The 15,624-nt window shown below is 71.5% G+C and carries 12 protein-coding genes and 1 tRNA gene; 9 read left to right on the top strand and 4 right to left on the bottom strand.

Annotated elements, in window-relative coordinates:
* Window positions 1-165: 165 nt before the first annotated feature.
* Window positions 166-1,029, bottom strand: a complete 864-nt coding sequence (locus tag DFO65_RS11005; protein WP_113904461.1) for an FHA domain-containing protein — start codon at window positions 1,027-1,029, stop codon at window positions 166-168.
* A 437-nt stretch (window positions 1,030-1,466) separates the two neighbouring features.
* Here DFO65_RS11005 and DFO65_RS11000 point away from each other — a divergent pair.
* Window positions 1,467-1,550: transfer RNA gene (locus DFO65_RS11000), tRNA-Leu, on the top strand.
* A gap of 103 nt (window positions 1,551-1,653) precedes the next feature.
* Here DFO65_RS11000 and DFO65_RS10995 read toward each other — a convergent pair.
* On the bottom strand, window positions 1,654-3,327 hold the full coding sequence (locus DFO65_RS10995) for an FAD-binding dehydrogenase (protein ID WP_113904460.1): 1,674 nt from the start codon (window positions 3,325-3,327) through the stop codon (window positions 1,654-1,656).
* A 143-nt stretch (window positions 3,328-3,470) separates the two neighbouring features.
* Between DFO65_RS10995 and DFO65_RS10990 the strand changes: the two genes are divergently transcribed.
* Window positions 3,471-4,655: a hypothetical protein gene (locus tag DFO65_RS10990; RefSeq protein WP_113904459.1), complete on the top strand. Its 1,185-nt coding sequence runs from the start codon at window positions 3,471-3,473 to the stop codon at window positions 4,653-4,655.
* On the top strand, window positions 4,628-6,379 hold the full coding sequence (locus DFO65_RS10985) for a bifunctional 3'-5' exonuclease/DNA polymerase (RefSeq protein ID WP_245940632.1): 1,752 nt from the start codon (window positions 4,628-4,630) through the stop codon (window positions 6,377-6,379). The genes DFO65_RS10990 and DFO65_RS10985 overlap by 28 nt, the downstream gene beginning before the upstream one ends.
* Window positions 6,380-6,397: 18 nt before the next feature.
* Here DFO65_RS10985 and DFO65_RS10980 read toward each other — a convergent pair whose 3' ends face one another.
* Both DFO65_RS10980 and DFO65_RS10975 read right to left on the bottom strand, forming a co-directional pair.
* Window positions 6,398-7,255, bottom strand: coding sequence for a PhzF family phenazine biosynthesis protein (locus DFO65_RS10980; protein ID WP_113904458.1), 858 nt, complete (start codon window positions 7,253-7,255; stop codon window positions 6,398-6,400).
* Window positions 7,256-7,312: 57 nt separating this feature from the next.
* Entirely contained in the window at window positions 7,313-8,506 is a 1,194-nt protein-coding gene (locus DFO65_RS10975) for an ROK family transcriptional regulator (protein WP_245940630.1), read from the bottom strand.
* A gap of 96 nt (window positions 8,507-8,602) precedes the next feature.
* Between DFO65_RS10975 and DFO65_RS10970 the strand changes: the two genes are divergently transcribed.
* The 6 genes from DFO65_RS10970 to DFO65_RS10945 are packed head-to-tail and all read left to right on the top strand — an operon-like array spanning window position 8,603 to window position 15,609.
* Entirely contained in the window at window positions 8,603-9,700 is a 1,098-nt protein-coding gene (locus DFO65_RS10970) for a Gfo/Idh/MocA family protein (RefSeq protein ID WP_342766927.1), read from the top strand.
* Window positions 9,697-11,226 (top strand): sugar ABC transporter ATP-binding protein, encoded by a 1,530-nt coding sequence (locus DFO65_RS10965; RefSeq protein WP_245940626.1) that lies wholly within the window; start codon window positions 9,697-9,699, stop codon window positions 11,224-11,226. The genes DFO65_RS10970 and DFO65_RS10965 overlap by 4 nt, the downstream gene beginning before the upstream one ends.
* The gene (locus DFO65_RS10960) at window positions 11,223-12,362 is read left to right on the top strand and encodes an ABC transporter permease (RefSeq protein WP_113904455.1); all 1,140 of its coding nucleotides are present in this window, start codon (window positions 11,223-11,225) and stop codon (window positions 12,360-12,362) included. The genes DFO65_RS10965 and DFO65_RS10960 overlap by 4 nt, the downstream gene beginning before the upstream one ends.
* Window positions 12,359-13,426 (top strand): ABC transporter permease, encoded by a 1,068-nt coding sequence (locus DFO65_RS10955; protein WP_113904454.1) that lies wholly within the window; start codon window positions 12,359-12,361, stop codon window positions 13,424-13,426. Before DFO65_RS10960 ends, DFO65_RS10955 begins: the two co-directional genes overlap by 4 nt.
* 15 nt (window positions 13,427-13,441) lie before the next feature.
* Entirely contained in the window at window positions 13,442-14,647 is a 1,206-nt protein-coding gene (locus DFO65_RS10950; RefSeq protein WP_113904453.1) for a substrate-binding domain-containing protein, read from the top strand.
* A 35-nt stretch (window positions 14,648-14,682) separates the two neighbouring features.
* On the top strand, window positions 14,683-15,609 hold the full coding sequence (locus tag DFO65_RS10945) for a sugar phosphate isomerase/epimerase family protein (RefSeq protein WP_113904452.1): 927 nt from the start codon (window positions 14,683-14,685) through the stop codon (window positions 15,607-15,609).
* Window positions 15,610-15,624 lie beyond the last annotated feature (15 nt).

Below are 15,624 nucleotides of genomic sequence, written 5' to 3'. Positions count from 1 at the left end.
GCGGGGCGGTGGCCGCGGGGCGGGACCTGCCCGCCTTGCGGCGGGGCTTGCGCGGTCCCTTCCGGGCGCCGAAGATGTCGCGTTTGATGACTCCTGCCACGCCGAGGACGAACAGCCACAGGATGATGAAGAAGGCGAACCGGAAGACGGTGACGGTGAATTCGCTCACAGGGTGTCCTGTTCGGTCTCGTGGTACCTCACCTCGGCGTCGCCGGCCATGAGCACATCGCCGTCGGCGAGGTTCGCCGACGTCAGCCTGCGACCGTGCAGGAGGGTCCCGTTCGTCGATCCGAGGTCGTTGGCGACGGCGTGGTCGGACTCGACGACGATCTCGAAGTGGCGGCGGGAGACCCCGGGGTCGTCGATGACGAAGTCGGAGCTGTTCGAGGAGCGGCCGAAGATGTTGCTGCCGCGGTTGAGCGGGAAGGTCTGCCCGTGGATCGTCACGCTCGCACTGATCGTGCGGACCCTGGGCTGCGGTGCCGAGCGCACCGGCACCGGTCGGGCGTGGGACTGCCGGGAGGCGGGCTCGGGGGTGCGTCTGGGGGCGACCGGTCGCGGACCGGAGCTGCTTGCCGGTTCGTGGACGATGCTGTTGGCCCGCGACGGGGGGTCGTAGCCGCCCCGGTTGGCCGGCTGCGCGGCCGGCGAGCCGTCCGGGCGCTCCGTGCTCGAGACGACGCGGTACATTCCGGTGTCGAGATCGTCGGCCTCGACGAACTCGACGGAGACGGGACCGACGAAGCTGTAGGCCTGCTCGACGGCGTGGTCGCCGACGACCTGGCGCAGATCCGAGCGCAGCTCCGTCTCGATGCCCGAGAGCCGTTCGAAGTCGGTGGGTGAGAGCTCGATGCGGTAGTGGTTCGCGGTCAGCGTCCGTCCGCGGGAGACCACAGCCGCCTTGTTGTCGGCTTCGCGGCGCAGGGCGCCGGCGAGCTCGACGGGTTCGACCTGGGAGCGGAATGCTTTCGCGAAGGCACCATTGACGACGTTTTCCAGTCCCTTCTCGAATCGATCGAGAATCCCCATGGCACCTCCTTCGCTGGGTGTTGCCGTCGTGTCGAAGTGTCGGTTGAACGTGTCGGTTGAACGTGTCGATGCCGGCGTCCACGACCCCGATGACCGGCACCGGGATTGCTGAGCCAACACTCAATCCTAACGCGGTGAGCCTGTCAACTCACGTCGCGCGGATTCTCGGGGCTCGGGGAAGCCCCGGTTCCCCGCGGTCGCCCAGCCTAGGGGTCGGTTCTGAGTGAACGGTGAGTTCGCGCCCGTATCGCGCGCTGCGCCGGGGGCATGGGCGCCGCCGAGGCGGGGGCCGGAGCACAGGGGCGCCGCGGGGAGACCCTCCCTCCTCGCGCGCCGTCCTCACGGGCCGGGTGATGTGAGGGTGGACACGTTCGGGCGTTTCGGGGCGTCCGGGTTTCCGGTTCGACCCGAGTCGGTGCTAGAGTCTTCTCTTGTTCGCGCGAGTGGCGGAATTGGTAGACGCGCTGGCTTCAGGTGCCAGTGATCGAAAGGTCGTGGGGGTTCAAGTCCCCCCTCGCGCACGAACGAGGAAAGGCCTCCGGTCAGGGATTCGACTCCCTGGATCGGAGGCCTTCGTCGTGCCCGATCAGCGCCACGGGCTTCCACGCATCAGGACCGGAGTCCTCAACCGTCGGCGACTGCCCGTCCGGCGGCCCGGCCCGAGAACAGGCACCCGCCGAGGAACGTGCCTTCGAGCGCGTTGTAGCCGTGGACGCCGCCCCCGCCGAACCCGGCGGCCTCGCCTGCGGCCAAGAGGCCCGGGATCGGGGACCCGTCGCCGCCGAGCACCCGGGAGGAGAGGTCGGTCTGGATCCCGCCGAGTGTCTTGCGGGTGAGGATGTGGAGCTTCACCGCGACGAGCGGGCCGGCGGCAGGGTCGAGGAGCCGGTGGGGCGCGGTGGTGCGGGTGAGGCGATCGCCGAGGTAGCGCCTCGAGTTGCGGATGCTCATCGCCTGCGCGTCCTTCGTGAAGGGATTGCGGATCTCGGCGTCGCGTTCGCGGATCACCCGGTCGACGGATTCGGCCGAGAGCAGGGGAGTGTCCGTCAGCGCATTCATCTTCTCCACGAGCTCCCGCACTCCCGGTGCCGTGACGAAGTCGGCGCCGTGATCGATGAACGACTGCACGGGTCCCGGCGCGCCGCGTCCCAGTCGGGTCCGCAGCAGCAGCTTCCGGTCGCGGCCGGTGATGTCGGGGTTCTGCTCGGAGCCCGAGAGCGCGAACTCCTTGGCCGCGATCCGGCTCGTCACGACGAACCACGAATGGTCGTGCTCGGCCAGGTCCGGCCGGGTCCGCAGCATCCGCAGGGTCGCGAGGGTGTCGTGTCCCGGCAGTGCGGGCGGCGGGAGGCGGCGGCCGAGGGCGTCGAGCCACAGCGGGGAGGGCCCGGGCAGGATCCGGATCGCGTGACCGGGCCAGACCGGATCCCAGTTGCGCACGCCCTCCGTGTAGTGCCACATCCGGTCGCGGTTGACCAGCCTGGCCCCGGCCGCCTCGGCGATCCCGATCATCCGACCGTCGACGTAGGCGGGAACACCCGTGACCATCGATCGCGGGGGAGTACCGAGCCGCTGCGGCCAGAACTCGCGGACGAGGTCGTGGTCACCGCCGATTCCGCCGGCGGCGACGGTGACGGCACCCGCCCGCAGTGCGAAGTCGCCGACGACCTCCCGGGACGAGGCGGCGCCGCGCGCGTTCGCGTCCACGGCGAGGACGCTGCCGCGGACGCCCACGGCCCGCCCGCCCTCGACGATGATCTCGTCGCAGCGGTGCCGGTGGAGGAGGCGGGTGCGACCGTCCGCCTCGGACTGGCGGGCCGCGGCGATGAACGGTCCCACGACGCCGGTCCCCGTCCCCCAGGGGATGTGGAACCGCGGCACCGAGTTGCCGTGCCCGTCGGCTCTGAGGTCACCGCGCTCGGCCCAGCCGACGACCGGGGTGAGCTCGATGCCGGCCTCGCGGATCCAGCCGTGCTTCTCGCCCGCGGCGAACTCGACGTAGGCGCGCCCCCAGCGCGTGGCCCATTCATCCTCGGGATGATCGCCGTCGAGGCGGTCCCAGCCGGCGCTGCCGCGCCAGTCCTGCCATGCCAGGTCGAAGGAGTCCCGCACGCCGAGGCGCCGCTGCTCCGGCGAGTCGACGAGGAAGAGACCCCCGAACGACCACCAGGCCTGCCCGCCGAGGTCCTGGGGACCCTCCTGGTCGATGATCACGGTCCGCAGTCCGGCACGCTGGGTCTCGCGGGCGGCCACGAGGCCGGAGAGCCCGGCCCCCACGATGATGACGTCGGCGTCCATGGCACCATTGTGCCCGACCGCGGCCCCGCGGACGCCTGTCACCGTCGAGGATTCACGCGACGACCAGGGCCGGCGGACGACTTCGGGCCCTGAGCCGGTGTCCGGGAACCTCCCGAGGCCGTCGAGGACGTATATTCGCTGACATGACACTGTTCCGAGCGGTCGCCGCCGCCTGCGTCGTGCTGGTCCTCACCGGATGCACGGCGGGGGACCCGCCCGACGAGATGCCCGCCGAGGCGGCGCTGCGCCTGAGCCCCCACGGGGACGAGGGGCGGTGGCTCGACCCGGCGTACGCAGCGGGGATCGGCACCCAGTACGTGACGATGAACGAGGTCTGCGCCGTGACGAAGGAACTCGCCATCGAAGTCCAGCACGGGGCGATGGGCGAATCGACGGTGATGGCGAGGGCGCTCGACGGCGGGGCCGTGAACTGGCAGCTCGAGGACTCGACGTGCGGGCCGGGGGCGCTGCTGCCCGCCGCGCCGGACAAGGCTACCGCCGCGGCGCGCCAGGACAACCTCCTCGTGCGCACGGGCGACGGGTGGCGCCTCATCGATCCGGTGACGTCGGTGACGCGCACGGACGTCGATCTCGGGGAGGGCGCCTCGGCGGCGGAGCCTCTCACCTGGGCGGAGAACCGGCTGATCGTCAGGGTCGACGTCGACGACCTCGTCGGCGTCGAGGACGGGAGGGAGGCCTGGCGGCAGAGCCTTCCCGCCCGCGCCGAGGTGACCGTGCTCGCCGACGGCCATGCCGGGGTCACCGATTTCGCCGGTCATCGGCTGAGCGTCATCGACCTCGTCACCGGGGAGTCGACCATGTCGACCACGGTCCCCGACCCTCACTGGATCCGCTGGGCCGGCGACGGCTACGTGCAGAAGGTGCAGGAGACGGACCCCGAGTACGCCTACTTCGACCTCGACGGCCGCGAGGTCGACCGCACGAAGGGGGTCTCGCAGTACCCGTTCGTCCCCGGCCAGGGCGATCACGTGACCTTCGACGTCGAGGACCATCGCCGCGGCGGCACCGTCGTCGGCGTCAGCGCCCAGGGGGTTCCCGCCCTCTTCGCCGATGAGCGGCAGCGTGACTTCACCCAGGCGGGCGAGGTCGAGGAGCTGCCGGACAGCATCATCTCGCTGCAGGGCGTGAGCGTCGACGGCTCCCTGCTGCTGTTCGGCCGCGACCCCGACGGCCTCACCCTCCTCGATGCCGAGGGTGCGGAGGTCGCGGCCTGGCCGCTGCCCGTCGGTGAGCTGCGCATCGAGTCCGGACGCATCGTCGTCACGGGCGGGTCCGGCACGTGGGTGCTGCTGCCGGCGCCGAGGTGAGCGACGTGCACTGGGCGGTCGTCGGACGGTCCGGCGGCGACATCGCGGTCGTCGACCTCGACTCCGCGGGCGAGAGGATCGGCCAGACCCGCCTCGGCGAGGACGAGCTCCCGGACTTCGTCCGAGCGCGGGAGGACGGGCCCGCGCCGAGGTGGGTGCTCAGCGACACGCCGCGCTGGTACCCGGGGCTGCTCGGTGCCGGGGTCCGCATCGATCGCTGCCACGACCTGCGCCTGGCCCACGCGATCCTCATGCGCTCCGAGCTCGTCACCGCCGCAGAGGAGATCCGGGCCGCCGCCGACTGGGACGCCGGACAGACGACGGCACCGGGCGCCGACGACGCGGTCGCGCTGTTCGAGGTCGACGGCGGGCGGGACCGGGCGCGGGAAGTCCCGCACGACATCGCCTCCGCGCTCGCCGAGTTCGCCCGTCAGCGCGCAGCCGTGGCGACGGCGTCCGATCCGGGACGGCTGCGGCTCCTGCTCGCCGCCGAATCGGCCGGCGGACTCGTCGCCGCCGAGATGCAGGCGGCGGGAGTCCCGTGGGACGTGGCCGAGCACGACCGCATCCTCACCGCCGCCCTCGGTCCGCGCCCGCTGGGCGGGGGCAAGCCCGCACGGATGCTCGCGGTCGCCGAGGAGGTCCGGGCCGCCCTCGACGACCCGAAGGCGAACCTCGACTCCCCGGCGAAGCTGCTGTCAACCCTGCATCGGGCGGGCATCAACGTCGACTCGACGGCGCGGTGGGAGCTGGTCGAGAGCGATCACCCGGCGATCGAACCGCTGCTGCGGTACAAGAAGCTCTCCCGGCTGCTCACCGCCAACGGCTGGCACTGGCTCGACGAATGGGTCGACGAGGGGCGCTACCGGCCCGTCTACGTGCCCGGAGGCGTCGTCACCGGACGGTGGGCGGCCAGCGGCGGCGGCGCCCTGCAGATCCCGCGGCAGCTGAGGCCGGCGCTGCGGGCCGACCCGGGGTGGACGCTGCTGTCGGCCGACGTCGCCCAGCTCGAACCGCGGGCGCTCGCGGCGATGTCCGGCGACGCGGCCCTGGCCGAGGCCGGGCGCGGCCGTGACCTCTACTCGGGGATCGTCGAGTCCGGGATCGTCGCGACCCGGCAGGAGGCGAAGATCGCCATGCTCGGAGCCCTCTACGGCGGCACGACCGGCGACAGCGGGCGGCTCGTGCCCCGGCTGCGCACGCGCTTCCCCCGCGCGATGGCCCTTGTCGACACCGCCGCCGAGGTGGGGGCGGCCGGGGGAGTCGTGTCGACATGGCTGGGTCGGACCTCGCCGGTGCCGAGCGAGAGGTGGAGGCAGCTGCAGTCGCGGGCCGATCGGTTCGACGCGACAGAACGCGACGAGGCGCTGGCCCGGCGCGCGGCCGGCGATCAGGGCCGTTTCACCCGCAACTTCGTCGTCCAGGGCACCGCCGCCGAATGGGCGCTGGCCTGGCTCGCCGATCTGCGCCTGCGGCTGTCACGACTGCCCGCGGTGGAACCGGCGGCCGTCGCCGAGGCGTCGGGACCCGTGTTCGCCACTCGTGCCCACCTCGTCTTCTTCCTCCACGACGAGGTCATCGTCCACTCTCCGCTCGAGCAGGCCGAGGCCGCCGCCGAGGCGATCCGGGCGGCGGCCGCCTCGGCGGGGCGCCTCCTGTTCGGGGACGCGCCCGTCGACTTCCCCCTCGACCTCACGATAGGGGAGCGCGCCGTCAAGGAGTGAGCGTTCCGCCGATCGGGCTCACGCGCCCCCGGCACAGGCGTAAGCGGTGCCGCTGAAGCAGATCGTCGTCGCCCCGCCGACCCACACGTCCTCGCCCTCCCGGGTGATCGTGATGACCCCGGCGCGCCCGAGCGCGGTGCCCTGGGTCGCCGAGTACATGTCCGGCATGAGCCCCTCGCCGATGAGCCACTGCGCGATCGAGGCGTTGAGGCTGCCGGTGACCGGGTCCTCGGCGATGCCGGCGCCCGGGGCGAAGGCGCGGACCTCGTACTCGTGCTCGGAGCCGTCGGGGTGCGCCCCGATGACGCCGACCTTCGCCTCGGGGAGTCCGGTGAAATCGGGGACGAGGTCGAGGACCTGCCGAGCGGTGGCCAGCCGGACGGCGGCCCAGCCGGGACCGTTGTCGACCCACTGATGGCCGATGATGTCCGAGCGGTCGACGCCGAGCGCGGTCGCGATCGCCGCGACGTGCTCCTCGTCGAGGTCGCCGGTGCGCACCCGTTCGGGGACGGCGAAGGACAGGGCGTCGCCCTCGCCTCGGCGGACCGGCACGAGCCCGGCGTCGCATTCCTGGACGAGCATTCCCTCGTCGCGGGGCTCGCCGCCGGCCTCGAGCCAGGCGGCCGCCGAGCCGAGGGTCGGGTGCCCGGCGAAGGGCAGCTCGCCGCCGGGGGTGAAGATCCGCAGGCGGTAGTCGGCGCGTGCGTCGGTGGGCGGGAGGACGAACGTCGTCTCCGAGAGGTTCGTCCAGTTCGCGATCCGGGCCATGTCCTCACCGGACAGACCGTCGGCGTCGAGGATGACGGCCACCGGGTTCCCGCGGTAGGGCTCGGCGGAGAAGACGTCGACTTGGGCGAAAGGGCGGTTCCTGGGCATGAGAGCTCCTTCGACGAGGTGGGTGTCTCCCACTGTATCGGCGCGCGGGCCCGCCGATCACTGTCCCAGTGCCGCGGTGATGCGATCCGGCGAGAGCGCGGCGTCGATGGCGAGGCGGGCGGCGCCGAGGATCGCGGCGTCGCCGGCCGCACGGGAGGGCGCGATCGTCAGGTGCTCGGTCGAGAGCGGGATCGAGCGGGCGTAGACGACCTCCCGGACCCCGGCGACGAGGTGCTCGGCCGCCTGGGCCATGGTGCCGCCGATGACGATCGCCGAGGGGTTCATCAGGCTCACGCAGGTCGAGAGCACCTCGCCGAGGTCGCGGCCGGCCTGGCGCACCGCCTGGATGGCGCCGAGGTCCCCGGCCTTGACCAGGCTCACGACGTCCCCGGGCGAGTCCGCGGGGGTGCCGGCCCGGGTGAGCGCGAGGGCGATCGCCCGTCCCGAGGCCACCGCCTCGAGGCAGCCCCGGTTGCCGCAGGCGCAGGGGATGTCCGCCGCCCGGGGCAGGGCGGCGTGGCCGATGTCCCCGGCGGCGCCGTTCGCCCCGCGGCGCAGGGTGCCCCCGGAGACGATGCCGGCGCCGATGCCCGTGGCCACCTTGACGAAGATGAGGTCGGAGGTGTCCGCCCATGCGGCGCTGCGCTCGCCGAGCGCCATGATGTTGACGTCATTGTCGACGAGGATGGGCGCCGGGAACGTCTCCCGGAGGGCGGAGGGCACGTCGAAGCGGTCCCAGCCGGGCATGATCGGAGGATTGATGGGCCTGCCGGTGGAGAACTCGACGGGACCGGGCAGGCCGATGCCGACGCCGACGACGTCGTCGGGGCTGTGCCCGGAGTCCGACAGCAGTCGGGCGGCCTCGGTGCGCAGCCAGTCGAGGGCGGAGTTCGGGCCCTCGGCGATCTGCCGCTGCCGGCCGGTCTCGGCGATGAGCTCACCGCTGAGATCGGTCACCGCGAGCCGGGCGTGGGAGGCACCGAAATCCGCCGCGACGACGACCCGCGCGCGAGGGTTGAAGGCGAACTGCGAGCTCGGTCGGCCTCCTGTCGAGACGGCGGCGACGACCGGGGTGATGAGCCCGAGCGAGAGCAGCTGGTCGATCCGCTGGGCGATCGTCGGCCGCGACAGTCCGGTGAGCTTCGCGAGCTCGGCTCGGGTGCGCGGAGTACCGTCCCGCAGCAGCTGGAACAGTCCGCCCGCGTGGGAGAGCTGCGCGGTGTCGGGCACGGAAAGCGTCGTCTCACTCACCACTTCAGTAAAACACAGGGGGAAAAGGCGGAAACCGTCGAGATCACTTTTGAAAGTCCATTGACAAAAGTGGTGAAGGTCACACCATAATGGGTCATGGTCACCGTTGCGCAGTTGCCGGTACCAGCACCTCGGGTCGGGATGCTGGGCGGCGGTTTCATGGCTCGCACCCACACGCACGCGGCCCGGCTGGCCGGGGCGAGACTGGGAGCGATCGCGACCTCTTCCGAGGCGGGAAGCCTCCGCGCCGCGGGCGACCTCGGCTATGCGCGGTCGCTGACCGGGGACGCCTTCTTCACCGACGGGCTCGACATCATCCACATCTGCACCCCCAACGACAGCCACGCGTCGCTGGCCCGCCGGGCGATCGCGTCGGGGGCGCACGTCGTCTGCGAGAAGCCGCTGGCCACGAGCGCCGAGGCGGCCCGTGCGGTCCGCGACGAGGCGGAGGCGGCGGGCCTGCTCGGCACCGTCCCCTTCGTCTACCGCTACCATCCCCTGGTCCGGGAGGCCCGGGCGCGCATCGCGGCGGGTGAGGCAGGGGCGATCCTCACGGTCGACGGCAGCTACCTCCAGGACTGGCTGCTCGATGCCGAGGACGACAACTGGCGCGTCGACTCCGCGGCCGGCGGACCTTCGCGAGCCTTCGCCGACATCGGGTCCCACCTCGTCGACCTCCTCGAATTCGTCACCGGGGAGCGGATCACGGCGCTGTCGGCGACGGTTCGCACCGTTCACCCGCGCCGAGGCGACACCGCTGTGAGCACCGAGGACACCGTCGCGCTCACCGTGGAGCTCGGCGGCGGCGGGATCGGCTCGCTGCTGGTCTCCCAGGTTGCGCCCGGACGGAAGAACGGCCTCGTCCTCGAGGTCTCCGGCAGCCGGGAGAGCCTGAGCTTCGCCCAGGAGCAGCCCGAGCACCTGTGGCTGGGACGGCGGACAGGCAGCCAGCTGCTCATGCGCGATCCCGAGATCCTCGCGCCCGACGCCGCACGGCTGTGCACGGTTCCCGCCGGCCACCCGCAGGGCTACCAGGACGCCTTCAACGCGTTCGTCGCCGACTCCTATGCCCTCTTCGCCGGAGATCGGCGCGACGGCGTGCCGACCCTCGACGACGGGGTGCGCGCGGCTCAGGTCACCGAGGCGGTCTTGCGCTCGGCGGTCGAACGGACCTGGATCGAGGTGGCGCCATGAGCCGCGAGGAGACCGAGATGGGCCGCGAGAGCGCCCCGGTCCTCACGGCGACGGGGATCCGCAAGCAGTTCTTCGGCGTCGAGGTCCTCCACGGCGTCGACCTCGCCGTGCGACCGGGCACCGTGCACGGTCTCGTCGGGGAGAACGGCGCCGGCAAATCGACGCTGATGAAGATCATCGCCGGGGTCCACCGCCGCGACGGCGGCGACCTCCTCATCGACGGCCGACCGGTCGACTTCGCCCACCCCCTCGAGGCGGCGCGGGCGGGAGTCGCGACGGTGTTCCAGGAGTTCAACCTCCTGCCCGATCGGACCGTCGCCCAGAACGTGTTCCTCGGCCGCGAACCCCGCCGCCGCGGACTCGTCGACGTCTCGGAGATGAACCGCGCGACCCAGGAGCTCCTCGACGACCTCGGTATCGAGGGCATCGGGCCGGAGACGAAGGTCGGGTGGCTGACCGTCGCCGAGCAGCAGATCGTCGAGATCATCAAGGCGCTCTCCGTCGATGCCCGCGTCATCTCGATGGACGAGCCGACGGCGGCGCTCGCCGAGGCCGAGGTCGCCGTGCTCTACCGCGTCATCGGCACCCTGAGATCGAGAGGAGTCGCGATCGTCTACGTCTCGCACCGCCTGCAGGAGGTCTTCGACCTCTGCGACGACATCACGGTGCTCAAGGACGGCGCACTCGTCGCGAGCCGGCCCGCCGCCGACTTCGACCAGGCCGGACTCGTGCGGGCGATGGTCGGCCGTCCCATCAGCACGTTCTTCCCCGGCCCCGAGGAGGGCACCGAGATCGGCGATCCGGTCCTCGAGGTCAGCGGCGGCGGCAACGAGCAGCTCGACGGCATCTGCCTGTCCCTGCGCTCCGGCGAGATCGTCGGCCTCGCGGGACTCCAGGGATCGGGCCGGTCCGAACTCGTCTCCGCGCTCTTCGGCGCGGCGCCGTTCACGCGCGGGACCATGGGACTGGACGGCTCACCCGTGACGATCCGCTCTCCGCGGCAGGGCGTGCGGGCCGGCATCGCGCTCGTCACCGAGGACCGCAAGGGCAGCGGCCTGGCCCTGTCCCAGTCGATCCTCGACAACGCCCTGCTCGCGATCAGAGCGGTCTTCCCCGGACGTACGGCCGCGCTGCGCTCCCAGGTGCCCGGGATCCTCGATTCGCTCGAGGTGATCAGCCGCGGCACGGGACAGGAGGTCCGGGCGCTGTCCGGCGGCAACCAGCAGAAGGTCGTGCTCGCTAAGTGGCTGGCGACCTCCCCGCGCGTCGTGCTCCTCGACGAACCGACCCGTGGGATCGACGTCGGGGCGAAGATCGCCGTCTACCGGCTGATCCGCGACCTCGCCCGCCGAGGCGTCGCGATCGTCCTCGTCTCCAGCGAGCTGCCCGAGGTCCTGGGGATGTCCGACCGGGTGCTCGTCATGGCCGACGGCCGCATCTCCGGTCAGCTGCCGCCGAGCGCGAGCGAGGAAGAGGTGCTGGCCCTCGCCACGGGCACCGAGGCCCAGGTGGTGAGCGAGCAATGAGAACCCGGCTCGACACCACGGCGTTCGTCTACATCGCGCTCGTGCTCGTCCTCGTCGTCTCGGCGATCCTCGTCGCCACGACCGGGCGCAATGTGCTCAGCCCCGGCAGCATCCGCGACATCCTCACCGGCATGAGCGTGCTCGGCTTCGTCGCGATCGGGCAGACGCTCGTCATCCTCGGCGCCTCCCTCGACCTCTCCGTGCCCTATGTCATGAGCCTGGCCAGCCTCATCGCCGCCGAGACGATGAACGGCAGCTCCGCGATGATCCTGCCGGCGGTGCTGCTCACGCTCGGTGTGGCGGCGGCGATCGGTCTGGCCAACGGACTGATCGTCACGGTCCTCGGTGTGCACGGATTCGTCGCGACCCTCGGAGTCGGACTCATCCTCAAGGGCTACCTCGACACGAACTACCAGGGGACCGCGGGCAGCGTGCCGTGGGCGTTCCAGCTGTTCGGGGCCACCGGAATCGGGCCGGTGCCGATCTCGACGATCGTCATGCTCGCCCTCGCCCTCCTCGTCGCGTTCATCCTCGCCCGGACCCGCTTCGGCCACCACCTCTTCGCCGTCGGCGGCAACGCGGAGGTGGCCCGGCTGTCCGGGGTCAGGGAGCGGCTGCCGCTCATCGGCGCCCACATCGGCAGCGCGGTGTGCGCGGCGATCGCCGGTCTCCTCCTGGCCAGCCGGCTGGGCGTCGGCTCTCCCACCGTCGGCTCCCAGGGCAGCTACGATCTGCTCTCGATCGCCGCGGTCGTCCTCGGCGGCACCCTGCTCATGGGCGGTCGCGGGTCGATCTGGGGCACGATCGGGGGCGTCGCGATCTTCGCCGTCCTCGACAACCTCATGAGCGTCATGCAGTTCAACCCGTTCCTCAAGGACGTCATCCGCGGACTCGTCATCATCGTCGCGGTCGCCGTCTACGCCCGCAGGCGCGTCGTCGCCCGTCGGGTCCGCTTCGCCTCGGCGCCGCGGGGCCCGGAGGTCGCGGTCGCCGCCGCGCCGAGCGGATCCCCGGCCGACTCGGGAACCGACCCCGGAACCGGTGCCGGTCCGGTCACCGGCAGCGACCCCGCCCCCGGCGCCGGCGCCGGTCCGGTCATCGGGCCCGCGCCCCAGGACGAGGGGAGACGGCGATGAACGCGCTGCTCCGCCGTGCCATCGACCCCAGGGGCGCGGTCGTCGTCCTCCTCGCGGTCATCCTCGTGGCCATCGTCGTCCTCAACCCGAGCTTCGCCGAACCCGGCCAGCTCGTGCGGTTCATCCAACGGGTGGCTCCGATCGCGATCGTCGCGATCGGCCAGTACTTCGTCATCGTCTCCGGCGAGTTCGACCTGTCGATGGGCGCCCTCGTCACCGCCCAGGTCGTCACTGCCGGCAACCTCATCGGCACGGACGAGGCGAAGGCCGTGCCCGTGCTCGTCCTCATGCTCGTCCTCGGCGTCGTCGTCGGCGTGGTCAACGGCCTGGCGACGACGCTGCTCAAGGTCCCCTCGTTCATCGTCTCGCTCGGGACGATGCTCGTCATCCATGGCGGGGTGATGTGGTGGACGGGCGGCGCGGCGACCGGCAACCCCGCTGATTCGTTCCGGCAGATCGGGCGCGGCGGGATCGAGGGCGTTCCGGTCCTCGGGCTGCTGCCCTATGCGGTCCTCGTCCTGCTCGCCGTCATCCTCCTCGCCGTCTGGCTGTCCCGGCGACCTTTCGGCCGGACGCTCGTCGCGATCGGCGACAACGCCGAGGCGGCGGCCTACGCCGGGGCGAGCGTGTGGCGGACGAAGACTCTGGCATTCGTCCTGTCCTCTCTGTCGGCCACCGTCGCCGGCGTCCTGCTCGTCGGCTACGCCGGGGTCCACCCGTCGGTGGGGCAGGGCTACGAGTTCATCGCGATCACCGCCGTGGTCCTCGGCGGGGTCGTCCTCGGCGGCGGCCGCGGGACCGTGCTCGGAGCTCTGACCGGTGCCTTCACCCTCGAATCGCTGTTCACCCTGCTCAACTTCACCGCCGTTCCCGCGACGATGCGCGACGCCATCCAGGGCGCGATCATCATCGCCGCCGTCGCGTACTCGGGAGCGGTGTTCGCGAAGAGGCGCAGGACCACAAGGCCCCCCGCCCCCGCCTCGGCGGAAGCGGAGCGCACGACCACCTCGGCGAGTGAGCCCTCGCCGATCCACCTCACCGGCGACTCGGTCGCGCGGGAATGACAAGGAGAGAACGCAATGAAGCGATCGCTGAGAACCACGGTCGGCATCGTCGGCGCGGGCGCCCTCATCGCGCTGGCCGCCTGCACCACCGATCCGACGGTGGAGCAGGCGCCGGAGGCGAGCGGGGAGGAGTCCGCGTCGACCGACTGGTTCGATCAGGAGCTCTACGACAAGCAGTTCCAGGAGCGGGAGGCGACCCCCGAGGGGCCGGCCGACCAACCCTATCTGCAGATGATCAATCCGCAGATGCAGGACACCTCGGAGTTCGCCTCCGAGGGCGGGAAGAAGGTGTGCTTCGCCAACGCCTCGATCTCCAACCCCTGGCGGCAGACCGGATGGATCACGATGAACGAGCAGCTGAAGGAGCTGCAGAAGGGTGGGGTCATCACCGAGATGGAGACCCGGGACGCCCAGGACAACGATGACACGCAGATCGCCGACATCGACTACTTCATCTCCGAGGGCGACTGCGACGGCTTCATCATCTCGCCGAACTCGACCGCGGCGATCACCCCGGCCGTCGAGCGCGCATGTGAGACCGGCAAGCCCGTCATCGTCTTCGACCGCGGGGTCCAGACCGACTGCGCGGTGACCTTCATCCACCCGATCGGCGGGTTCGCATGGGGCATCGACTCCGCGAACTTCCTCATCGACAACCTCCAGGAGGGCGACAAGGTCGTGGCGCTGCGCATCCTGCCCGGCGTCGACGTGCTCGAACAGCGGTGGGCGGCCGCGGAGAAGCTCTTCGACGAGGCGGGGATCGAAGCCGTCGACTACTTCACGGACGCGGATCCCGCGGAGATCAAGAAGATCGTCTCCGATGAGCTGGCCAAGGGCGACGTCCAGGGGGTGTGGATGGACGCCGGCGACGGAGCCGTCTCCGCGATCGAGGCCTTCGAGGACGCCGGCAAGGACCTGCCCGTGATGACCGGTGAGGACGAGCTGAGCTTCCTGCGCAAGTGGGACGAGACCGGGATGACCGCGATCGCCCCCGTCTACTCCAACTTCCAGTGGCGCACCCCCCTGCTGGCCGCCGAGATGATCTTCAAGGGCGAGGAGGTGCCGAAGGAATGGGTGCTTCCGCAGAGCCCGATCACCGAGGCGGACCTCGACGACTACCTCAGCCGCAACGAGGGCATGCCCGACGGCCACTACGCGAAGTTCGGCGGGGAGGACCTTCCCGGCTACCCGCAGGTGTGGCAGGACCGGGTCATCCCCTGAGCGCTGATGGCCGAGCAGAGACGAGGGAACCACTGATGGCCGAGCCGCGTGCGCTGGGGGTGAACACCTGGGTGTGGGTGTCACCCCTGCGCGACGCGCACCTCGGCGATCTCGCCGCGCGGGCGAAGCGGTTCGGGTTCGCGCTGCTCGAGCTGCCCGTCGAGTCTCGCGGCGACTGGGATCCGGGCACGACCGTCGAGGTGCTCTCCGCCCACGGCCTGGGTGCCCGGATCGTCGGCGCCATGGGGCCGGGCCGGGACCTGCTCGACGACTCCGCGCGTGATGCGACCCAGGACTACCTCCGCCACTGCGTGGACGTCGCGCAGGCGATGGGATCGCCCACGGTGGCCGGGCCGTTCTATTCGCGCACTGGTCGGCTGTGGCGGATGGACCCCGAGGAGCGCCGGCGGGCGATCGGAGTGCTCCGGGAGGCGCTGCGCCCGATCGCCGACTACGCATCCGAGCGCGGGATCGCGCTCGCGGTCGAACCGCTCAACCGGTACGAGACGAGTGTGATCAACACCGTCGAGCAGGCGCTCGACGCGCTCGACCCCCTGCTCGGGCGAGGAGTCGGCCTGGCGCTCGACAGCTACCATCTCAACATCGAGGAACGGTCGCCGGCCGAGGCGATCCGCACCGCGGGGCAGCATGTCCGCGCGGTGCAGGTGTGCGGCAGCGACCGTGGACCGGTCGGCGGCGACCACACCGATTGGCCGGCCCTCCTCACCGCCCTCGACGACATCTCCTACTCCGGGGCGCTGACGGTGGAGAGCTTCACCGCCGACAATGCGACGATCGCCGTGGCCGCCTCGATCTGGCGGCCGCTGGCGCCGAGCCAGGACGAACTGGCCCGGGCGAGTGCGGAGTTCCTCCATGGACTCCAGCGCCGGAGGGGGAACGGGCCCCGGCGGGCGTCCGCGCCGGGAGCATACGACCACCACGACACCATCCGACCGCACTGACACCATCCGACCGCA

The organism is Brevibacterium sanguinis (assembly GCF_003315415.1).
GTDB classification, from domain to species: domain Bacteria; phylum Actinomycetota; class Actinomycetes; order Actinomycetales; family Brevibacteriaceae; genus Brevibacterium; species Brevibacterium celere_A.
This window is presented reverse-complemented; position numbering and strand designations above follow the sequence as displayed.